This window comes from Paenibacillus sp. cl130 (genome assembly GCF_900116035.1).
Taxonomy (GTDB): Bacteria; Bacillota; Bacilli; order Paenibacillales; family Paenibacillaceae; genus Paenibacillus; species Paenibacillus polymyxa_B.
The window spans coordinates 40,824-64,661 of sequence record NZ_FOYG01000011.1 but is presented as its reverse complement, the minus strand read 5'-3'; the positions used below and the strand labels follow the sequence as shown (position 1 = coordinate 64,661).

Below are 23,838 nucleotides of genomic sequence, written 5' to 3'. Positions count from 1 at the left end.
ATAGAATAAATAAAGCACATAAAGTCTATAGATTCCCTTGAAATCTAATACTCTAATACACTTTAAGTAGTAGGAATGACGGAGTAACAGTGATTTACGGTAAATATAACCGAGACAAATTACTTCACTACATTAATCTTCGCGCCATCCGTAAGCAGACTAACGCCCTTAACGACAACATTTTGTCCTTCAGCAAGCCCCTTGGTTACCTCAATCTGTTTGGCACTTTCCTGGCCTGTCTGCACTTCTACCCGCTTAGCAACAGTTCCTTCCACTACATAAGCATACTTTTTCCCTGCCTGCTCCGTAATGGCATCCTGCGATACCAAAATGTTTTTAGAAGCTTCTGATTTCATGTATACAGTTACAACCATCCCTGATTTTAATTCACCAGAACCATTAGGAACTGAAATCTCGACAGGATATGCCTTGAGATCATTATCCATTACCGGATTGACGGCCGATACTCTGGCCTCAATTCGCTTATCTAAGGAGTCCACACCTACAGTCACAGATGAACCCACCTGCAACTTAAGAAGCTCAGATTCAGAAACGTTAACTTTAGCAATAATAGGATTGGTATTCGCTATTGTAGCAACCGCGGATTGTGCACTAACCATTTGCCCCTGGGTTCCTGTTACTACCGATATCGTACCGGAAATCGGAGCTTTGACTACAGAATCCACCAGTTGACTACGTGCTGTGTCTAAACTGGACTTAGCTTGATTGACAGAAGCACGAGCTACGTCAATGCCGGTTTTCTGTTGTGCAAGACGTAATGATTTTTGAGCATTGCTATATGTTGTTTGTGCACTTTCCTTGGACGTTTGCGCATTGTGAAGTGTGATCTGTGCATTCTCCACCGCAGTCAGAGCTCTTCTATGCGCTATTTGAGACTGCTCTAACTCGGATTGAGATAGAGCGCCCGCACTAAACAACTGTTGGTTGCGATTGAGCGTATTTTGAGCATCACGCACAGAACTCTGAGCATCAACCAGACTGGTCTGAGCTTGGGTGATAGTGTTGTCTTGCTGGACAAGCGCACTTTTGGCTTGATCCACGCTGGATTCTGCCTGCTGCACCGATTGTGCTGCGCCAGACTCAGCCTGTTTTAAATTAGCCAAGGCAACCTGGTACGATTCCTGGGATTGCTTAATCGCGTCCTGCAGGTCCTTTTGGTCTATAGTGAACAATGTGTCGCCTTTGCTTACTCTTTGCCCCACTGTAAGATTAATACTTTGAATCTTACCACTAATTTTAGGAGACACCTGAGCCGTCTCTTTGGGAGCAAAGCTTCCAATAATACCTGTTGAATCGCTAATACTACCTTTGGTCACTTTGGCCACTTGGACCGGAATGGCCTGCTGCGCCGCAGTTGGAGCGGCGGGGGCCTCCCCCCCACCGCAACCCGCTAATGCAACTGATAAAAGCAAAGTTGTAGCAATCAGAGCACTTTTTTTATTCATTATGTTTCTCCACCTCACCTTATATATGAACACTTTTTTGTAGTTTCGCTTCTTTTTTTAATTCTCTCTTCGCTTGTCTTTTTAATTTCCGATTCTTACGTTTTTCTATCATATTATCCATGATGACGTAGACTACCGGAATAAGAATCAATGTAATAACAGCTGCGAAGGATAACCCGAACACAACAACAACTGCCATCGGTGCTTGTGTCTCGTTACCACTGCCTGTAGCAAATGCCATTGGGAGCAAAGCTAGTACAGTAGCCAGCGTGGTCATCAAAATCGGACGCAACCGCTCAGACGCTCCATGAATAATAGCTTCATCCCGATCTTGGCCGTCTTTTCGGAGCTGAATTATAAAGTCAATCATAACAATGGCATTGTTGACGACCAAACCAACGAGCATGATATAACCGGTCAAAGCTGATACGCTAAGACTCGCTCCTGTAACAACCAAGCCAATAAGCACACCTATTAATGTAGGCGGAACCGAAAACATAATAACAAAAGGCGTAAGCAAGGATTCAAACTGACCTGCCATAACCATATAAATAAGCACAACAGATAGCAGTATAGCTATTGCCAGATTTGTAAAGGACTCCATCATTTGCTCATTTTGTCCGCCTCCTGTATCTGCACTATAACCTTCAGGGAAATGAGTGTTTTTCAAGAGGGCATCTATTTTTTGGTTAATGGTAAGAATGTCTCCTGTTCCATCTACGTCAGCAGTAATTTGCACTTGACGCGTTTGGTCTTCACGAGTAACAGTATCCGGTACAGTCCGTTTATCAATACTTACTACGGAAGACAAAGGCACATCAATACCTTGTGAAGTAGTGATCCGTAAGGCCTGAAGATTTGACAAATCATGGCGATTTTGCTCTGGTAACGATATCTTCACATCAATCTGATCTTCGCCTGTACGATAGCTTGTGGCGACTGATCCATTAAAAGAAGTATTCACTGCAGATAAGATTTGAGTTGCTGATAAGCCATATCGACTCGCAAGCTCACGATTAACGGTAATCTCATATTCTTCGCGAACGGCACTCAAGCTACTTTTCACATTGACTGTACCTGGTATCTTTTTCACGTCCGCAACGAGATTGTCCGAGAGTTCTCTCAGGACGTCAATATCGTCACCTTTTAGATTAATGTTAACAGCCGCTCCACTCGAAAGGCCCGTTGCAGACGCCAGTGTAATCTCTGCATCCGGAATACTATCAAATTTCTTACGAAGGCCCTCAACTACACCATCTGTTGGCTGATGTCCATCCTTCAGCGTTACGCTTAGATCCGCCGAATTGGTTGGAGCTGCACCTGAAAAGGCCGAATTTCCACCAGAACCAACCGTTACTGTCATTTTATCCAGATCAGGAACTTTCAAAATTTCTTTTTCTATATCTTGAACAACCTTTTCCGTTTCTTCCAAGACCGTTCCATTAGGAAGTTTCACGTTAACTGTGAATTCACCAGTATCGGATTCCGGGATAAATTCAGCCTTGACCAAAGGAACCAGAGCCCCTGCTGCTACAAACATTAATAAAGTAATGATTAAAACAGATTTTCTATGGTTAATTCCCCACTTCAGTATACGTCGATACCCACCCTTAAATTTCTCGAAGCCGATATTAAACCATACAATAGGGTTAATACCTTTATAAGTACCTGAAGAGTATATGGATTCATCCGGTATGGTAGGTAACCAACGTGAGCCGAGCATTGGTACAATTAGAAGCGATACAAACAAGGCTGCAATATGGGAAAAAATAACAGTTAACGCCAGCGGTTTAAATAGAACTCCCGCAATTCCATCAACAAAAACAACTGGCAAAAATACTACGATCTGTGCAAGTGCAGACGCCATAACGGCATTCCCCACCTGCTTGGAGCCATCAATAGCCCCTTGTAGCATGCTTTTCCCTTCATGTCGCTGCCTAAAAATATTCTCAATAATAACAACGGCAAAGTCGACAAAGGATCCTAACCCCAGAAGCAAACCGCTCAATGAAATAACATTAATGGTTTGTCCGGTGAAATACATCATCATAAACGTAGCTACGAAAGAAATTGGAATAACGATAGCAGCAATAATGGTAGAACGTATACTATTCAAAAATAAAAGCAATACAATGGCTGCGATAATAAGCCCCAATATAGCATGCTCTACTAGTGAGTGTACGGAGTCGCTAATCGGTTTGGAAGCATCTGTTACCATCTCCAATTGAGTTCCTTGAGGCAATTCCTTCCGTATCGAATCTAAACTATCCTTCACAGAATTGGCTATTGAAAGGGTATTCCCCCCTGTAGCTTTAGTAACAGAAATATTGACACTTGGCTTTCCATTAAAGGTAGAAATGGTTGTAATATCATCCAAGGAATCTTCAACTGTCGCAATGTCCTTTAGCTTAACGCTCCCCTTCCCTACTGGAATTGGCGTTTCACCCATTTCTGAAACAGCTTTATATTCACCCTGAACCCGAAGTTGGATTTCTGTATTGCCTCGGTACACTGAACCAGCAGAACCAGCTACGTTATTAGACGATAGCGCTTGGCTGATTTGATCCAGCGTAATACCATAGCTTTGAAGCTTGGCTTGATCTACAGTAATCTTCACAAGCCGTTCTTGCCCGCCTGACATGCTGACTGAAGCTACTCCCGCAATTCTTTCAAGCCGCGGCTGAATAATATCCTCAGCAATAGGCTTCAGCTTGTTAACATCCTGGTCCCCTGTAAAAGAGAGTGTAATAACCGGCGTTGCGTTAAGATCCAATTTAAGTACGCGCGGTGAATTTGCCGCCTTTGGAAGAGACCCTCGAACTCCATCAATTTTATCTCGCATGTCGAGGGTTGCTTGATTTATATCTACTCCCCAATTAAATTGAATTATGACCATAGATGATCCTTCTGAAGACTCAGACTGGATCGTATCCACATTCTCAATAGAAGCCAGACTCTTTTCAATAGGTTTGGTCACCAATTCCTCAACTTCTGTCGGTGTCGAGTTCGGAATACTGGTCGCTACCACAGCGATAGGCAACTTCATATCCGGCATCTGCTCGACAGGAAGCCTTAACGCAAAAATACCGCCCCCGATTAACAAAACAAGAATTAACATAAATACTGTTACAGGACGGCGTATTGAAAACTGAGACATCTCATCACTCCCCACTCACTTCTCTATGTAATATTTAAGCACACACATCCTCTACTACGATGAAATAGGCGTAAAGTTTCAGATAAATGTGCAAAAAAAACATATAGAAAAATAATAAACACATTTTGAGATAAATACTTAAAAAAAAGCAATTAATTACAGACGTTTAAGCCAAATCCAAAACCAAAAACATTGTAAGGCTAATCCACAATTTTTACCTCATTGATATTATGGCATAGGCCCTTAATCCCAGTCAAATAGCTGATTTATAAAAAACATCCCTCTCATGTATATGAAAGGGAATTACCATTTCGCATGGAGGGATGTTTAATAATTTCAGGTGTTTTGTTGATTAGATTTTAGGAAGCAGCTTTTTATCAGCCATAACTTTAGCTACAATAATCGCTGCATCTCCGCGCAAGGTCAAGGAAGTAGGATTAAACATATATCCCTTTTTCAGATCGCTTGCATCCACAGGTGACCCTGTGATAAAGCCTTTTTTGGCAATAGCCAATATAGATGCTTGCGCATAGTAATCAATCTTGTCCGCATCTTTAAAGGTCTTAGACAGGTTCTTCATGATCTTGTCATGATCTGTTTCCAGCTTCAAATTCAATGCCTTGGCAATAATGACTGCTGCATCTTGGCGTGTGATTACATCTTCCGGCATAAAGATTCTTGGTTGCGAACCTTTGACAATACCGGCGCGTGCAGCTGTTTCAATATAACGATAATCATAGAGCGCATCTGCTGATATCGTGTTTGGAATAGACACGTCGTCGAAATGCTTCGCTCCGCTGAAATTAAGCGGAATTTGCAGACCTTTGACGATCATAGACGTAAATTCGCCTCTTTTAATGTAGCTGTCTGGTCCAAAGCTATTAATCGGATCCATTGGGTTCATAACACCTTTAGCCAAGATGGCTTCGATGTAATCTCTGGCGTATTTATGCTTAATGACATCACTATACGTTTCTCCAACCTTAGCAACTACATAGTAACCGAAACGATCAAACGGTACCTTAATGGTATGTTTTTTCGGATCCACCACACCACCAATGTTCTGCCAATCTTTAAGATCAGAATCAAAATAGAACACCGTCATTTGTTTCCCTGCATCCTGAGCGATACTGTTATCATACGTCAAAGTTAATGTTGCACGCTTGGATGGTACTAATTCATTAGAAGGATCACGCCAGTAGAAGTTTTTAATCTTGCTACTGTCATTTTGCGACTTGTTAGCCAATTGATAAGGATCGGCACCATAAGTTACCGGATCGTAATCATCTGTTTTAATGTCATCTGCTGTACCTGGGTCAATCCAGAATACTGGACTTGACTTGGTAAAACGATTTGGGAATTCTCTGTTAAAGTATCTACTTCCATCTGCAATCAAGCTCTGCATATCCGACAATGCTTTTTCGGTTTCAAATTCATGCCGATCGACCACACCATCTTCGCTATTTGCTATTGCAAAGTACAAAGTGTGACCAGAGAAAACCTGGTTTTTGAACTGTTGCGGTTGATCGTAGTCCCGACGAATCAGACTCGTTCCCTTTGCAAAAGCAAGTGTAAGATTACCATCGAACACTTTGTGCGATGTTTTCATCGCTTCCATGTACTGCTCGCCAGGAATATTAGTAGGCACATATTTAACAGTAATGGTCTGTTTCAGTTTTTCTTTGCCTACAGTAACCACTACGTCAATTTTATTATCTTTGTTGGCTTTTAGACCTGTAACGATGGCTTTGTAAGTTGATGGATAATCAATGGTACCATCATAATCAGAGTCGAATCCCTCTTGAACTGCTGTTTCTTTACCTACCGTAACACTATCTGCATTACCTGCGTTTACAACAACTTGCACAAAGTTTTGATTCACGATTCTCTTTTCAGGGAGCGGACGCAAAATATCAAAAGATGTGGATTGACCGGATACTTGCAGTCGGAAAGTAGCAAATGGTCCGCTCTTGCCGCTATTGTACAAGGTAATGTTATAAGCTACTGGTGTTCCATCTTGCGAAATAGTTTGGTTTTTCAACACAAAGCTGAAATACTTTTTGTCCGGATGGTAGTACACAAGCAGGTCTTTTAAATCTTTATTTGTAAATTTATCTGTAGTAGAACCGGAATTGTATGTTGTCTTAGCATCTTCTGCTGAGAAAAACTCGTTACTCAGCGTCCAGTTGACTTCACTGTCATCCGATCCCTTAATCTCCAAAATATATTGATCTTTATTAGCAATATCACTTAACGAACCACTTACCTGATCTGCTTTACCCAAATCAGCAATACTGAAAGTACCAAATACATTGATATTTTTCAGAGATGTGTTGTAGTTAGTGTCATCCACTTTGGTGAAATTAGCATCTTTTGATTTCGGAGCAATTTCGCTGTATTTCGGCGTATTGCTCAAGCCGCTAACTGGTGTAAAAGGGATGATTCCTTGTGTGTTTGGAACAGGAATTACTGGAATATTCGTCTGTGTAAAGTTTACTTTTACCGTATTGCTATACTCAATACCTGGCTTGTATACAAACTTGATTTCATTATTCCCGTTCGCCAAGGCATTGGCTGCGGCTGTCTCTGAGGAAGCAGCAAGCTTGAAGTCCGCTCCTGAACCATCCAGATCAACCAATACATTATTAACATACAGGAATACATTTCGGTTACTTCCAGTGTAATGAATATCTGCTGCGTTGCTCACATCAAGCAATTTACCTTTAAAGTAGCCCAGCTGAGTCAATTTATAGGTATTCAAGTTTGAGCTGGATGTATTCAACGGAATTTGTTGCCCATCATAAATCGTGTCGTATTTCATGAACGGACCCTGCAACAGATTCACCGTTGCTTTAATTAACTTGGTAGAGTCACCATTCAGATAAAAATTCAGTACATTTTGTCCTTCTTTAGGCAAAGTGTCTACATAAGCAACAATTTTCTTCACTTGCGTTGACTTACCATTGATTGTACGAATTACATCTTGAGGAGACCCTACAGTATGAACCGATACTCCGGAAAGCTCATTAATTGAAGAAGGTGCGCCATTAACAACGATAAACTCCATACCTACAGGTACAGATGCAGCATCTGTAGTCTTGTTCTTCATAGAGCTACCTGTTAATTTCATAGCTTCATCTAGAGCAGCTGCCTGATCAGACCCGCTTCCATTAATTCTGTTCAACAATTGAGTATTAAAATCAGGAAGATAGTTAACATCATCAATATACGGCTGAGTGCTACTGCGCAATGTAAATTGGACAGCCGATGGAGCTGGAGGTGTACTGCTATCCGTATAAGTTATGCCCAGGGATGCCCTGGTCAAATGATCAAGTACAGCTTCCGAAGGTACAGTCACCTGAAATGGATATACTTTATAGCCATTTGATGTAACTATATTTGCAGTATCAATTGTGGCATCAACCCCAGTTGCACTACCCACAGCACTACCATTGTTACTCACATCGGTAAAACGTGCATTGATTGTGGCCACTCCTGGATCGGTCGCACCAGCTGGTACCAAAACGTTACCTTTTAAAACCACACCACTTGTAGACGATACAGTAAAGTCAGGCGAAGTGGTCAGATCGGCAGAAACATTCCCATCCTTGTTCAAGGTCAAATCAGAGAATTCCGGTTTACCCGTATAAATCGTAATTTCACGTGTAACTGTGAGGGCCTGAGTTCCGTTGCCCACTTTAATAGTCACTATATTTTTACCTGGACTGAGTACCACACTACCTGTTAATTTATATGCGGTATAAGAGTTAACTGTGTACGTATTACTGCTTTTTGCAGACGTGAGCGTTACACTGTCAGCATTAGGAGCCGTACCTTGAATGACTACTTTTACATCATCCGTACCGCTATTGCGTGCGTCTGTCAGCACCGCTGTCTGATTCTCTAGCAACTGCTCGGTTGCACCATTCAGCGTAGCAGATAGATCATAAAGCTTGGGCCCATCCTGATACTCAATGTAAATGGAGTCCTTCATATCAGCCGAATTTTGGCTACTTTGAAATGTAATCCGGTTCAAACCAGGAAACAGTTTAATGTCTGTAACTTTAAGCGTAGAACCACTGACCGTAATTCCGCCTTTTTGACTCTCGTTCTTATTAACCACGTTAAGGTTTGTTCCATTTTTAGAGAGTTGGAATACACTATAAGATATAGTACTTCCGTTCACTCCGTTAATCGTACCGTTAACTGTAACTCGGTCAGTGTTTACCATTCTAGCCGAATCCACATCATATTTTTCACTTGGAAAAATAAAATAAGTTCCCGTCGCAGCATGAGCCGTACCTACCAGGGCCGCCGGCACCAAGCCAATGATGAGACCAACCGTCAGCAACATGGATAGCAATCGTTTCAAATCATTGTCCTCCTTTGATTCTGTCGCACCTTGGGGTACGTAATCATTCAATACTTTTTTTATCGGTAGTAAACATACAAAAAATTAGTAAATTCTCAAAAAAGGAGGGAGTTTTTTTACAGCAAACATCAAAAAAGCCTTCAAACCCGCGGTATACCGCCAAGCTTGAAGACTTACTTTTAAATTAAAATTATAATTTCGAACGTGTTTGGGAATCTGGCTTAGCCAGCAACCGAATCAGTGTATTAATAACTGGGCGTTTGGTTTTGCCAACAAGACCAATAACCTCTGCACCGATCTGTAGGAAGAACATCATAATACAAATCACGACAAAGGTGACCCAGTTCGCTTCATTAAGCGCAGCAGACGATTGAATCACCGCCAATACACCGAAAAATGCAGCAATACCGTAGATAATCAACACCGTCTGTCTGTGACTGAAACCTAGTTCGCGTAAGCAGTGATGCAAATGACCTTTATCCGGAGAGAAAATCGGTTTTTTCTGCAACTTGCGACGAATGATAGCAAAGAATGTATCTGACAAAGGTACACCGATAATAATCAATGGCGTAATAAAAGATACGATAGCAATTTGCTTGAAACCAAGCATGGATAGCATGGCCAGAGAGAAACCTAAAAATAATGACCCTGTATCACCCATGAATATCTTCGCAGGATGAAAGTTAAAAAATAAGAATCCGATAATACTGCCCAGCAGCACAAGACAAAGCATAGCTACCATGTAATTGCCCATCAGTACCGACATCACAAAGATAGTTCCAATCGCAATTCCTGAGACACCTGCAGCCAGTCCATCCAGACCGTCAATCAAATTGATGGCATTCGTTACACCTACGATCCAAAAAATCGTAAGCGGAATGGAAATCCAGCTTTCCAAAGATGAGTATGCATCCTGAAAAGGTACATTTACAAAATCTACACGAATATCAAAAGCAAACACGACCATACACGCAACGGCAATTTGAGCCAAAAATTTCAATTTTGCATTGAGATCAAAACGATCATCGAGAGCACCAATCAGTGTAATCAGCGTACCACCAATCAGAAAGGCTGCGATAAAGTTAATATCCCGAGAGGACAGCATTCCGTCAGGCACAAAAGGTAACACCGCCAATAAGGACAACAGAAATGCCAAGAAAATCCCCAGTCCGCCAAGACGCGGCATAATTCGGGTATGTACTTTTCGGGCATTCGGTACATCGACGGCTCCAACCTTCACAGCGAATTTCTTGACGAGCGGTGTCAGTAACAGCGCAAGTCCCAGTGCCATGATGAACCCAATAATATAGATCAATAACATTTGATCATTCGACCCCCAATTTTAAAGCAATCCCTTTTCAGATGTAACCGCATTGAATTATACTCTGATCAAAAATAAATACCAAGCTTCATATTCTGGCAAATTAGCGGGTTTTGTAGGCAGATTCAAGCTATTTATCACACTTTTGTGACGTTTTCTTTTTCGCGCATCACTTTCGCGGCGAATTTCGGCAGCGCAAGCATTCTTTTGTAACGGCTTGGCTCTTTAAGGAGTCTATATAACCATTCAGCCCGTAGCTTTTGAAACAATTTAGGTGCGCGTTTGGTTCTGCCTGATATAACATCGAAGCTACCGCCAACCCCCATCATCACCGGTACACCCAGCTGTTCCTTATATTTACCAATCCAGGGTTCCTGCGTGTCCGCTCCACGTGCTACAAACAACAAATCAGGATTTGCTTCACGAATGGCTGCAATCACGGCTTCATCCTCTTTAGGTCCAAAAAAACCATCACGCTTGCCACAAACCGTAATTGCGGGATAAAGCTCATGTACCCGCTTTGCGGTCGCTTGAATCACCTCAGATGTTGATCCCAGTAAATAAACCTTCCAATGATAGTTTTCTCCAGCTGCAAGTAATTCATGTAACAAGTCAAAGCCCGCTACCCGCTCAGGTACAGGATGTCCTACATAGTTTGCAGCCCAGACCACACCAGTCCCATCCGGAACAATCAACTCTGCCTGTTTCATCACGTTCATGTACACTGGATCTTCCAATGCAGCCATTACCATAATCGGATTGGCAGTGATCACTTGATGGGGCTGGCGAGACTCCACTGCTTGAACTAATACATTTAATGTATCTTTCATATTAAGCCTTGATACCGGAACACCGAAAATCGGGACGGTAGGCACATTCGTAACCTTATCAACTGTCACTGTATCCATCATCCTTTGCGACACAAGTAATTAACGATATGCTGTGCCGGTAAGCGAGCCTCACTTTTTAACAAAGCAATGGCCGCTCCCTGGCTCTCGATCCATTGACTTCGCTGATCTAGCAACCGCATAGACTCATTAGCCAGTTTTTGTCCATCCAGTGCCTCTGTAGTGCCTACAGGCTGGCTACCGACACGGCTGAGGAAATGGTCAATTTTAGGATCGTAGGATATCCCCAACGGAGGCACCTGGTGGGATGCTGCATAGATCAAGCTGTGTAATCGCATCCCGATCATCAAACTGCAACGGCTGACTTCCAAAAGCATCTGTTGAGGATCGGTGACTTGATCACACATGCTGACAAGGCTCCCCGTCCCCCTAATATCCCCCAACAAATCCATTACCATCCTTGAAGCCTGCTCGTCATCAGGCAGATGGAAAGGTAAAAAGCGTAAGTGTACACGGCGCTCAGCAGCTAATCTTTTTAAGCCGTCCGCAATAGCCGTTAAATCGCGACGTTCTTTATCCCAGTAACGTACAGATACGCCAACGATTGGAATTTTATCCATATCAGTCTCAAATGCTGCTTTATGCAGCTCGGAACCCGCGGGCAATGGAAGCCCCATTACCGGATCAGGAACAACTTTGACAACCGGGCGCTTCAGTTTCATAGTACCCAGCAGTGCGGCAGACTGCTCATCTCTTACAGAAACATATTCACAGCGCTGAAACACAGAACGGATCATAGGATAAAATATCTTCCGTTGTACCGGACCAATGCCCTGAGCATATACAAACGTCGGCTTTCCAGCCCATTGGGCCAGTTTCAGAATTGCCAGATAATACGGAATGCTTTTAGGGCTTGTTGCATCCTGGAGCAAACTCCCGCCGCCACTTATTAGCCCATCGCTGTTTTTAATCGCTCTACGAACTTCCCCCAGACTCATCCGCGGTACAGCTTCTACTCCGTACATTTTCTGTGTCCAAGCGGGGTCAGAAGACAGAACAACAGGCTTGATTGTAATCCCCGCCTGACGACTCTCCTCCTCTAAAGCTGTCAAAATCGACTTAAGCACGGCCTCATCTCCACTATTGTGAGAGCCGTAATAACCCGAGATGATTATCGTTTGAGCTGTGGTGACCATTTCTTCCAACACCCTTCCAGCACTTGCCACACGACAATTGCGATGATTCCCAGCACCAGACCGAAGCCCAATCCTAACAGCCCGCGACTAAGCGACAGTGCCGCTGGAGAGTGAATGTGAGCAAAGGTATCCACCATAGAGGCTTGGCCAATAGCAGCTATAATCAGTAAATAGATTGCTTTGCGATATTTCAAAGCCAGGAACGCCCCTGCAATAAACAGTGGGTGAGCCATCAAAAATTCCTTATTGCGCGGACGTACACCAAACGCATTTTCAAGGAAGTTCCGGAAAACCAGCTCCGTGTTCGACACCGTACCCGCATTTCCGGTACGAGTCAAATAGTAATAGCCTGCGGCTGCGATAACAGCCAGTGCGATCACCCACAATACAGTAATCGGCGTACGTAGCAGCTTGGAAATTTCCTCCCGTATAGAAACACCACGATAAAAGAAAATATATATCGCTGCTAAGAAGATCGGCAGAATGTGAAGCAAGCTTACACCTCTAAATTGGTTCAGCACAAGGCTGTAAGCAATACTATTCAACAGAGCAATAACAAAAGGCACTGCAGCCAGCGACAAAATCGCTGTCTGTACGTACAGTATAAGCGTTTGAATCAAACGCTGACCTACAGAAAGTTCGGACCCCTGTTCACGTTTAATTCTAATCGTACGCACGGCGATAATCATTGCAACCGTAGGTCCGCTAATCGCCGCGAGTAGGGCTAGACCTTGCTCCATCAAGCTGGAGTTCAAAACATAAAGTCCTGCTGAACCTACCAAACCGAGTGAAAATGCCAGCAAAGTCAATGCCGGGACGAAATAGGACACCATAATGGAGAAGAATGCCAGTGCACCCAGTACGACAATCATTTTCAGATAGCGCTGAATGGACGAATCGACGACTTGGAACGGTTCAGCCTGTCCAAGTTCAAACCCCTTTTTCTCCATCCGTTGTACAGCGTTACCCGGCTTGTCCAAGCTGTGGATTAGGTTATCTACCGAATCCTTCACCTTGGCTTCAGCAATACTACGGCTAGGCGCGGTATTCAGATACAACATGCGAATATTACGATCCTTGGTAGCCAATGCAAAACGATCGGCCAACGTTTCCACATCGAGCGTTGAATCTTTATCGCTCAATGAGTATAAACGCACAACGTTATAGTGGATATCGTAAGCGAGCTTATTGAAGCCTGCTTGCGGTTTTTTTAAGTTTTCGATAGCAGCTAGGCCAATATCGTATTTGTTCAGCAATTTAGCAAATGCCGCCAAGCTATGCTCTTTCTCGTTATCAGTGAAGCCTTTGACTGAATCACCTTCAAACAAAATGCGTTTTACACCATTCTGCTGAAAGGAAGCAAGCATCTCTTCCGTCAACTCCTGGTTGTAAGGAAGACTGTCGCTCATCCGTGGAACAATAAAAAATCCTTTGCTCCGAAGCTGCTTCATCGCAATCGGGTCAGGCTGCATGGGCTTGAGATACGCATCCTCTGGAGATGTTTCCACAACTAACCCTTCCTGTCCCTGATAAGTCCAAGGTTTTACATTGATGTCCAGGCTTGTAAACGTACGTAAAATTAACGGCTTTAATGCCTCGGCATTTTCTTTATCAGCGAAAACAATATACGTAAAATTCTCATTTGCAGGTGAAAGCCGTTTTTCCATATCGGCAACGTTCTGAGTCGTATAGGTTACGACGCGACCCGCTTTACGGAAATCATCCAACGTACTTTCATACATAGCCATGCTGTTCACACCCGCTTGCTGTAAGCGGTCAAGTTGCTCATTCAGATAGTCCTGCGGGTGAGCCTGATACGAGGCTGCCTCCGTCAAATCCCGATAATCGAATACAATCTCTACTTTTTTACTCGAGGATTCTGTCTTCACACGATCGGCGATGACCGGAATGGAAGCCAGCAAGCCGACAGCCACCAAAATCCATAACCATTTTCGAGAAGCCGTATTCCAATACTGCCATTTCTGATACACCAAAGAACCTCCTTAATATTCGGGATTTTGCAAAATTCAATGCTGCCCACCTTGCCGTACTCAGCCTTTTGGTAGGTCACTCATTGAATTTTGCAAAATCCTCCGTTGCCGGAATAAGGCTATTTTCCCAAAGCCTCTTCCAGGTTATTCTGCAATACAGAAATGACCTCCACGGCGTACTGCCCTTTGCCGTGAGAGGTCACCGATTACTAAATCTTATCCAATTACCTTAACCTATTCTATTATAAAGGGATTTTTCTCAAGCGTCTACGCGAGCCATAACAGCATCGACCAGGTGGCTAATTCTTTGCTCCGCGTCTGACAGCGAGGAACCGCGTACCGCAAAGTATACTTTGATTTTTGGCTCCGTTCCCGAAGGGCGCAGGCAAAACCACGAACCGTCCTCCAGTAAAAATTTGAGTACATTTTCCTGTGGAAGTCCGTCCAGACCTTGTGAGTAGTCCAGTACCTTGTCTACCTTCACGCCTGCAATCTCTTGAGGCGCGTTGCTACGCCAATCGGTCATTTTGCCCTGAATTTGTGCCACTCCATCCTTACCCTTAAGGGTACGAGACTCCAGCTTCTCAAGGAAGTAGCCAAACTGCTCATACAGCTCTTGTAAAACATCATAGAGCGTCTTACCTTGTGTGCTGTAATAAGCAGCAGCTTCAGCGATCAGCATAGCCGCCAAGACAGCATCCTTATCGCGAGCATAATTCCCTGCCAAATAACCATAGCTCTCTTCATAGCCAAACAGGTAGGTGTACTCGCCAGTTTCGTCAAACTGGTTCATTTTCTCGCCAATATACTTGAAGCCAGTTAGCGTGTTAAACACAGTTGCTCCAAAATGTTCGGCAATGACTGCACCCATTTCGCTGGTTACGATGGTTTTGATAACCGCCCCATTATTCGGAAGCTTGCCTGTTTCTTTCAGCTGATTCAACAAGTAGTAAACCATGATCGCGCCAGACTGATTACCGGACAATACCACATATTCGCCATCACGGTTTTTCACAACTGCACCCATACGGTCAGCATCAGGGTCTGTTCCGATCAACAGATCCGCACCAATTTTCTCACCCAGCGCGATTGCCAGTTTAAACGCATCACGTTCTTCCGGGTTTGGCGACTTGACAGTCGAAAACTCAGCATCTGGCAGCTCTTGCTCAGGCACTATATGCACCTGTTCAAAACCGATCTTCTTCAGCACACGACGAACCGGTTCATTTCCAGTACCATGGAGAGGTGTAAACACAACTTTGAAGTTTTTGCCAGGTCCGGCTGCAATCAGCTCACGGTTCACACTCACACTGGCTACCGTATCTACAAACGCTTCATCTTCCTCTTCTCCAAGCCAAACCAACAATCCCTGTGCCTCAGCTTCTTCACGTGTCAGACTGCGAATGTCGGCAAAAGAAGGAACCTCACGGATATAACCAATTACCTGTTCAGCCTGATCAGGAACAAGCTGACCCCCTTCATCGTTGTATACCTTGTATCCATTGTACTCAGGAGGATTGTGACTCGCTGTCACAACAATCCCTCCACTGGCTCCCAAATGACGTACACTAAACGAAAGCTGTGGCGTTGGACGCAAGGAAGGGAACAACTTAGCCACGATACCATTGCCTGCCAGCACCAAAGCTGCATCCAGAGCAAATTCTGGTGAAAAATGACGCGAATCATGTGCAATGACAACCGAAGGTTTGCCTTCTTTACCAGCATGCTGTTCTAAAATATAGCGAGCCAGCCCTTGAGTCGCACGTCCAATGACGTAACGGTTCATCCGGTTACTTCCTGCCCCGATCACTCCACGCAGACCGCCTGTACCAAATTCCAGCTCTTTGTAAAAGCGATCCTCCAGTTCCTGCTCGTTGCCTTCCAATGCGCGCAACTCCTGTTTGGTCTCTTCATCAATATAAGGGTCTTGCAGCCAGCTCTCAATGCCTTCTAATGCTTTTTTACTCAACTGCGTCATACGGAATTTCCCCTCTCCATTTTTGGGTTGTCAAAACAGGATTTCTATGTACACATGCACTCAGTTCAGACGTCGTGCTTATGTCGGCAGAGCTTTATTTATTGGGGAGGGTCAGATAAAGCAAACATAATTTCGCCCTCAGCTACTACCGTATCGCCTACTTTAGCCGTAGCTTTCCCTTTGCCAAATGCGCCTTTGGAACGAGTGATTTCCACTTCAAGCGTAAGCGTATCCCCAGGAACCACCTGTCCACGGAAACGGAAACCATCCAACCCTGCCAAGAACCCGATTTTGCCACGATTGCTCTCTAGATGCAGTAATGCGACAGCCCCAACTTGAGCCAGTGCTTCGGTGATCAACACACCAGGCATAACGGGATACCCCGGAAAATGTCCAATGAAATGAGGCTCATTCATCGTTACATTTTTAATGCCCACTGCTCTTTTCCCTTCCTCCAGCTCAATAATACGATCCACCAATAAAAATGGCGCTCGATGTGGGATAATCTCCTGAATTTGATTAACATCCAATTGCAATTTGTCCATTTACCTTAATAACTCCTCCCGCTTGCAGGTTTGACTCTGTATCAGTCATGAGTTACTGCAAGCATAATATTACCCCGCCTGCGCTGCATAAAAACAGCTCTTGGCGGCAACAATGTTAGATATCCTTCACCTACTGCAGAAGTGGAGGTTGAGATAAGGGGCTTTTTCCGCCGGTTATGCAACCTGAGGCGCGAAGAAGCCCTTTTGCCCGTGCTTGGTTTTACCCCGCAGTGTTATAAACTTCCCCATCATTATACAGTTATCAGATACAAAAAGAAAATTACGCGGAAGTACCATATTGGGTGCTCCTATTATGGGGGTGAAGCGAAGTTTCATTTGAGCCAAGGGGGGAAGGGCTACGTGATTTATTTGATCTTCCGATCGCTGTTGCCCCTAAATTTTTTCATTTTATAATACCTGCAAGGTTAAAATTTAGGGGCAAAGGCGAACGCTATCGCTTCTCCAGATTCAAATAAACCCCTCCGCCGAGTTACTTTTGGCTCAAAAGGAAAGCCTCGCTTCAATAATACTCGCTTGCCGTGAAGGGCAGTGAAACAACCGAAGGCCTCTGCGATTGTGTCCAATGGCTGCAAGCTGCCCGTCACTGCGTTTGAAGGCTCCTGCCTGAAGGCATAACAAAACCCTGCGCCACTGGCACAGGGTTTTGTTATGCTATACTCCCCACACAAATTGCGGGGGGTTATTTTAATAAAAGTGGCCCTGATGGCGGGTAGCAGCGGAGCGAAGGATTTGAATCTGGAGAAGCGCGAGCGTTCGCCTTTGCAACGGGATTTTTACATCTGAATAATTTATCAAATAAGAAAATCCCGCTGCAATAGCGATCGTAAGATCAAATCATTCGCGGAGCGACCTTTTCCCGCCCCCACTCATTTAAAGTAAACTAAGGCGCAAATATAAGATCAATCACATGCTGCCAGGTTTTCCATTCGAATACGCCTGACAACCCTTGCTTACCTACAATTACATATCCTGCAATTAAGCCGCCTAACAGCGAGAACAGAAGCAGCAACGGAACTACGAAATAACGAGCAGTACGCCAGCGGGACTTCGTCTTTTCAGGCACCGGACGGGAATCAGATTGTTCTTCTTTCATCACCAAATCCTTAAGCCCTCAGATTGTTGGCCAGGTTCATCATCGTATCACTAGAAGTTAATGCCCGTGCCGCCATTTGATACATCCGCTGAACTTGCATCATATCCGTCATTTCGCCCGCTAAATCCACATTAGATTCCTCAAGATAACCGGAACGCAAAGATACGTCCGCTGGAACAGCACCTGCCACACCTGCAGCTCCGAATACATTTGCCTCTGTTACACCATTCAACAACACGAATAGGTTATCATCCCGCTGTTCCAGTCCTTCTGGACGCTGTACATCCATTAGCTTGATTCTCTGACCAACTGTCGGAGCCCCAGTTCCATTAGCACGAATCAGCAATTCACCATCCGAGTTAATAGCCACCTTGGAACCCGCTGGAGCAGTCACAGGAACATCATTGTTATCCAGCACGGAATAACCTTCAGCAGTGGTCAACATCATCGTCGCACTATCATTCGGATCAGGAACAAAATGAAAGCTACCGTCACGGGTCCAAGCTTTTTGCCCATTTCCCTGAACTTCAAACATGGCATTACCTTGAATCGCCAGATCGGTAGGAAGTCCCGTCTCCTTGAGCGGACCTTGCTCCATATTTTTCATGATTGCGGCCGTTTTAACTCCGTAGCCCAAATTATAGCCGAGCGGCATGGCCCGTCCATTTTGGAGATACGTTGAAGGCTGTTGCTGCACATTGGCCAATACATCTTCAAAGGAACCCTGTTTACTCTTATAACCCACTGTATTGATATTAGCAATATTATCGGCAATTAAATCCAAACGCTGCTGCACACTGGCCATAGATACCATTGCGCCAATCATGGAGTTGTTCATCACTTACCCCCTGTTATACACGGCCTACTTCATTAACGGCCTTGTCCAAGCTTTTATCATAAAATTGAATTACCTTCTGATTCGCCTCATACGCTCTTAACGCAGCCATCATATCCACCATCGACTGTGAAGCATCTACATTAGATACCTCCAGATAACCTTGACGAACGGATACAGCATCGTTAGCAGTCATCATTCTAGCTGTAGCACCGTCAGTATCATTCAGGCGAAAATTTCCATTGCCCTCACGAACGAGCTGGTACGGACGATCAATGACACTAATACCGAGCGTCGTTCCCAATGTCTGGTTGGACTGGCTATCTACCAATTCGCCCCGCTCATTTACTTTAAGCTCTGAGACAGCCCCCGTCAATTGAATCGGGTTTCCATTCGTATCCAGCACCGCTGAGCCAGTCGATGAAAACAATGCTCCCGCTCCATTTACTTGAAAATGTCCATCACGTGTATAACGAACGTTACCATTACTGTCCCGCACCGTAAAAAATGCTTCTGGACGGTAGGTGACTTCACCGTTAGCATTGATGAATTTCCCTGCCTGATCAAAAGCCATAGGTTGACCAGTAGCTGGGTCGTTCACATTAATATTGGACTGTATCGCAAAATCCGTCGCTTGTCCACTGTCCTTTAATGCTCCCTGAATGTAAGGGGAGAGGCTTTCCTCAGCAAAAACGCCAGTATTGAGCTTGCCGACCGTACGGTCCGGGTTATCAGGGTTACCACCCGTCATGGAAATAAGCATTTCGGGGAAAGAACGCTGAACACTGTTCTCCTGTTTGTATCCCGTCGTATTCATATTAGCAATATTTTGCGTCACGGTGTCATGGCGTCGTTGTTGTGTCATCAATCCGGCGGCCGCAGTATATAAACCTCTCAACATGTATCGTGCACCCCAATCCTATACTCTGCTAAAATCACATGCTCGCGCGGAGGCACGAAAGCCAAAATGCTAGGCAACCTGTCTGACCGCACACGAGTCTCTTATAGTCACTATCGGCAGATTAGAACTTTTTCTTAACCACATGATCCAAATTATCCAGCATAATTCCTGTACCTTTAACAACACAATGCATCGGATCTTCGGCAACCAGTACTGGAACACGCAGTTCTTCAGCAAGCAGCTCGTCCAATCCGCTAAGCAAGGCACCGCCACCAGTCAAAATAACACCACGGTCAATAATATCAGCTGACAGTTCCGGTGGGGTCTGCTCCAATACAAACTTGGCCGCAGCAACAATCGCCGATACAGGATCTCTAAGCGCATCCTGCACTTCATCCGCAGAAATACTTAACGTTTTGGGCAATCCGGATACCATATCCCGTCCACGGATGTCCATCTCTGCACGACGTCCGCTCGGATGCACGGTTCCGATAGCAATCTTGATATCCTCAGCCGTACGTTCCCCGATCAGAAGCTTGTACTTCGTTTTTACATATTTCATGATGGCTGTATCAAATTTGTCCCCTGCCATTTTAATGGAAGAAGCCGTTACGACATCCCCCATAGAGAGGACTGCAACGTCAGTCGTTCCGCCACCAATATCCACTACCATGTTGCCGCTAGGCTCAAAAATATCCATTCCTGCTCCGATGGCAGCCGCTTTTGGCTCTTCCTCCAAAAATACTTCCTTGGCCCCGCTACGCTCCGCCGCTTCACGAATCGCTTTTTGCTCCACTGAGGTAATGTTCGTCGGCGCACAAATTAGAATACGAGGGTGGCTGTACCAGCTTTTTCCCCCTACCCGATTGATAAAATATTTTAACATCGCTTCTGTTACTTCAAAATCAGCGATGACACCATCACGTAATGGACGGATGGCTATGATATTACCAGGAGTACGTCCCACCATACGGCGCGCTTCCTCTCCGACAGCCAGAACTCTTTTTGTATCGCTTTCTATCGCGACAACGGAAGGTTCGTCAAGAACAACCCCCTTCCCTTTGACGTGGATAAGCACGTTGGCCGTACCGAGGTCGATACCGATATCATTACTGAACATATTAAAAAGGCCCCCAAAGTGATATTTTAAAAAGCTAAGATTCGACAAGAAGCGGCAAATATATGTATAAACCTACGGTTACATGTCATTTTTCGTCTTGTACCATCTTTTAACATATCATACTTCAGGGGGTTGATTCAATGGCTTTGCCAGCCAATTCACTATATATTTTTAGGACTTGCCAGAAACGAGAATCTCCCTTCGTTTGCCACTCGTTTTTTTGTACTTAATTTTCGTCGCTTCTCCTCCCCGCAGATGGCGGATGGATTTATGGTATTCGAGAATGTGCTTCACCTGATCGGCAAGATCCGGGTTGATTTCAGGCAGCCGTTCGGTCAGATCTTTATGCACCGTGCTCTTGGAGACACCAAATTCCTTGGCAATCGTACGGACCGTATTCCTTGTTTCCACGATACAGCGACCGATTTTGATGGTCCGTTCCTTGATGTAATCGTGCACGCTCCCGCCTCCCTACTGTGGATAGTTTGGTACATTATATGAGGAGCGTGCCTATATATTCGCGGTTTGGCGGGAAGACATGCTTCGGAAGGCCTATTTATTTGGAAAAAGCAGCTTATGTTTACCTTATGCACAAAAACTACACAAGAAAAAAGCGGGGAATATGGATTCCCCACTTTGCATGCAAAGCCATGACCAAATTTATTTTTTAGGAAGCAGACCAGCTGGATTTACAGGCTTGTCATCCTGATACACTTCAAAATGCAGATGTGTTTTCAAATCCTTTTCAAGCTCGTTACGACCCGCTGAAGCAATCACATCGTTTTGTTTCACTTGATCGCCTTCTTTTACTTTCAGATCACTCAAGCTTTGGTACACCGTTTTGAGATTATTATCATGCGTGATTTCTACGACACTACCTACCAGCGGATGTTGTTCCACACGAGATACTTTGCCACTCAGGGCGGCTCTCACTTCAAACGCCTGATCGTCGGCCCGGGAAAGATCAATCCCAGTGTTAGCGGTAAATGTTTTATCGTACTCTACCATAGCTGCCGCCTGCTCATCAGCAGTCGCGTTCTCATCAAAGAACGGCTTTACGACCTGTACTGCGCCAGCATCTGCTACTGGCCATGCGATATTTTCCGACTGGGCAACTACTTCCACGCTTTCTGGCTGTTGTCCGTTAACATCGGTGTTCACTGCACTTGTGCTTTGTACCGATGGACTAGCTGGGTCAGGTTTGAAAGACTTCTGGCTGGCATCCTGATAGACCCATACTAAGGTTAGTATAATGGCTGCTGCGGCAATGTAGGCTGCCGGGTATGCCCACCTTTTGGACAACAGCTTTTTCCACGAAGACGGCCGTGAAGCTCTTCCACCCTGAAAGGTTTTGGGTGTTTCTTCATGGTTTTGGTTCTGGTTTTTATTTTGTTCATTCATTTGCTCATCACCTCAGTAACCAGTGTTACCGGGTGCAACTCTTTTATACTTCAAAGTTTCGAAATATTTACTAACTTAGAATACGAGAGGCTTGCGCAAAAGAAATGCCAGTATAATAGTGAAGGAGAATTTGAGTGGCAGTATGACCTTCCTTGGCCATTCCATTGGCTCCCCACTGGCTCATACCAACACCATGACCATAACCATAGGTTGTTATAGCAATCCGGTCCCCTTCAGCCTTCCACGTAAACTCAGCCGAACGCAGCCCCAGTTTGTTACGGATTTCCGGCCCTGTAAAGATTGAACCACCAACCTCAATCTTCTTGATGCGATGTCCTTCTGTCTTAGAGAGTATACGAATCTCTGGCATTCTCCCTCCTCCAGTAGAAGCAGCTATCGCAGTACGACTCAACCCCAATCTATCGAACACACTCTGACGACTCAGTGTGACGGTTTCTGTATAACGTGGGGCCAACTGCTTGTCCCATGGACTTGACACACTTCGTAAATAGGGCACTGCCTTCGCCCATACATCCTCTGAATTTTCGGTGTAGCCATTGCTAGTAGAAAAAAAAGAGGCCGTAATGGGCTTGCCTTCATATACCATGATCGTATCCTTGGTGTCTCGTACGGCCTGCTGAATTTTAGCCAGCTCTGCGGATTTACCAGAGTGCCCCCATTCTCTAGTAAGTTTAGCTTTAGAGATATAAGCCTGATGTTTAACAGTATCCGTCACATCTGCTCCCGCCGGGGCACCGCTGGTGTCATCAGCCAGCAAACGCCGGGCAATGAAGGTACGCGCGGCAATGGCCTGCGCTTTCAGTGCCTCGCCCTCGAAGCTGGGCGGCATTTCGGCGGCTACTACGCCGACAATGTATTGCTCCAGCGGTAACGTCTCCGTGCGACCGGTAGACGTGACGTACACACGCACGTCCGGCTCTGCCGCCACCGGCCCGCTGCGCGTTGGAGCAGCGGGCACCGCCGGTATCGGCGGGACACCCGGCAGGCGCGTGACGGACGTCTCGCCCTTTGCCGTTACGCTAGGTGCAGCCGGTGCTGCCGTGCGACTGCTCGGTGGCACGGACTGCGCCGTCTGGCGAGGCCACGCCATTAGCGCGGGCACAGCCATGGCAAGCACCAGCACCCCTGCCATGGCGGCGAATGGCAGCCATGGGCGGCGGCTGCCCCAGCGCGGGGCACGCCCGGCGGAAGGACGCAGGTGCGGTAGCGGCACCTGCAGCGGGCTTGCAGCGCGTGTGTCATGGACCGCTGCTCCAGCAATAGGCAAAGCCGTATCAACGGAGTTCACAGCGGAAGGCACGGCTGTTGTACGCCGATTGGGCTTGACGCCAATCGGCAATGTACCTCTTGTGTCCGGCTGCTGTTGCATAAGCTTATTTTTTTGTAACGAAGTAGCTATAGAGCCAGAACCTTCCTCCGCAAGTGAAGCCTGGCGATGTTCCTTAGGATGATGAATGGGTATACGGATGCGAACCTGTGAATCTTTCATAGGCTGAAACCTCCATCAAAGGGCTAAGTGTCCGGCTGGAAGTACTGATATACTCCAGCAGATATTTTCAATCATATGAAGTC

Annotated in this window: 16 protein-coding genes; all 16 read right to left on the bottom strand. The window is 45.2% G+C overall.

Going from position 1 to position 23,838, the window contains the following annotated elements; genetic code table 11:
• Positions 1-119 precede the first annotated feature (119 nt).
• The 16 genes from BM358_RS23700 to spoIID all read right to left on the bottom strand — a co-directional run bounded on the left by BM358_RS23700 (position 120) and on the right by spoIID (position 23,755).
• Positions 120-1,466 (bottom strand): efflux RND transporter periplasmic adaptor subunit, encoded by a 1,347-nt coding sequence (locus BM358_RS23700; protein WP_028542166.1) that lies wholly within the window; start codon positions 1,464-1,466, stop codon positions 120-122.
• A 19-nt stretch (positions 1,467-1,485) separates the two neighbouring features.
• A complete protein-coding gene (locus BM358_RS23695) occupies positions 1,486-4,623 on the bottom strand; it encodes an efflux RND transporter permease subunit (protein WP_028542167.1) in 3,138 nt (1,045 codons plus the stop codon).
• 352 nt (positions 4,624-4,975) lie between these two features.
• Positions 4,976-8,995, bottom strand: a complete 4,020-nt coding sequence (locus BM358_RS23690) for an S-layer homology domain-containing protein (RefSeq protein WP_028542168.1) — start codon at positions 8,993-8,995, stop codon at positions 4,976-4,978.
• 190 nt (positions 8,996-9,185) lie between these two features.
• The gene (locus BM358_RS23685; RefSeq protein WP_028542169.1) at positions 9,186-10,316 is read right to left on the bottom strand and encodes a glycosyltransferase family 4 protein; all 1,131 of its coding nucleotides are present in this window, start codon (positions 10,314-10,316) and stop codon (positions 9,186-9,188) included.
• 137 nt (positions 10,317-10,453) lie between these two features.
• Positions 10,454-11,215 carry a WecB/TagA/CpsF family glycosyltransferase gene (locus tag BM358_RS23680; protein WP_025724242.1) on the bottom strand — a complete coding sequence of 254 codons (762 nt, stop codon included), beginning with the start codon at positions 11,213-11,215 and terminating at the stop codon, positions 10,454-10,456.
• An 8-nt stretch (positions 11,216-11,223) separates the two neighbouring features.
• A complete protein-coding gene (gene csaB / locus BM358_RS23675) occupies positions 11,224-12,360 on the bottom strand; it encodes a polysaccharide pyruvyl transferase CsaB (RefSeq protein ID WP_028542170.1) in 1,137 nt (378 codons plus the stop codon).
• Positions 12,336-14,351: a DUF5693 family protein gene (locus tag BM358_RS23670; protein ID WP_025724240.1), complete on the bottom strand. Its 2,016-nt coding sequence runs from the start codon at positions 14,349-14,351 to the stop codon at positions 12,336-12,338. Before BM358_RS23670 ends, csaB begins: the two co-directional genes overlap by 25 nt.
• A 259-nt stretch (positions 14,352-14,610) precedes the next feature.
• Complete coding sequence (locus BM358_RS23665) at positions 14,611-16,329, bottom strand: phospho-sugar mutase (protein ID WP_023990696.1); 1,719 nt, start codon at positions 16,327-16,329, stop codon at positions 14,611-14,613.
• 98 nt (positions 16,330-16,427) lie between these two features.
• The gene (gene fabZ / locus BM358_RS23660; protein WP_013312312.1) at positions 16,428-16,874 is read right to left on the bottom strand and encodes a 3-hydroxyacyl-ACP dehydratase FabZ; all 447 of its coding nucleotides are present in this window, start codon (positions 16,872-16,874) and stop codon (positions 16,428-16,430) included.
• A gap of 901 nt (positions 16,875-17,775) precedes the next feature.
• Entirely contained in the window at positions 17,776-17,988 is a 213-nt protein-coding gene (locus BM358_RS23650) for a DNA-directed RNA polymerase subunit beta (protein ID WP_028542171.1), read from the bottom strand.
• Positions 17,989-17,998: 10 nt separating this feature from the next.
• Positions 17,999-18,826, bottom strand: a complete 828-nt coding sequence (locus BM358_RS23645) for a flagellar hook-basal body protein (protein ID WP_028542172.1) — start codon at positions 18,824-18,826, stop codon at positions 17,999-18,001.
• 13 nt (positions 18,827-18,839) lie between these two features.
• The gene (locus BM358_RS23640; RefSeq protein WP_028542173.1) at positions 18,840-19,724 is read right to left on the bottom strand and encodes a flagellar hook-basal body protein; all 885 of its coding nucleotides are present in this window, start codon (positions 19,722-19,724) and stop codon (positions 18,840-18,842) included.
• Positions 19,725-19,845: 121 nt separating this feature from the next.
• The gene (locus BM358_RS23635; RefSeq protein WP_023990703.1) at positions 19,846-20,844 is read right to left on the bottom strand and encodes a rod shape-determining protein; all 999 of its coding nucleotides are present in this window, start codon (positions 20,842-20,844) and stop codon (positions 19,846-19,848) included.
• Positions 20,845-21,015: 171 nt separating this feature from the next.
• Positions 21,016-21,303, bottom strand: a complete 288-nt coding sequence (gene spoIIID, locus BM358_RS23630) for a sporulation transcriptional regulator SpoIIID (protein ID WP_007432737.1) — start codon at positions 21,301-21,303, stop codon at positions 21,016-21,018.
• A 201-nt stretch (positions 21,304-21,504) separates the two neighbouring features.
• On the bottom strand, positions 21,505-22,245 hold the full coding sequence (locus BM358_RS23625; RefSeq protein ID WP_013312318.1) for a M23 family metallopeptidase: 741 nt from the start codon (positions 22,243-22,245) through the stop codon (positions 21,505-21,507).
• A gap of 70 nt (positions 22,246-22,315) precedes the next feature.
• Positions 22,316-23,755 (bottom strand): stage II sporulation protein D, encoded by a 1,440-nt coding sequence (spoIID, locus tag BM358_RS23620; protein WP_028542174.1) that lies wholly within the window; start codon positions 23,753-23,755, stop codon positions 22,316-22,318.
• Positions 23,756-23,838: the final 83 nt, after the last annotated feature.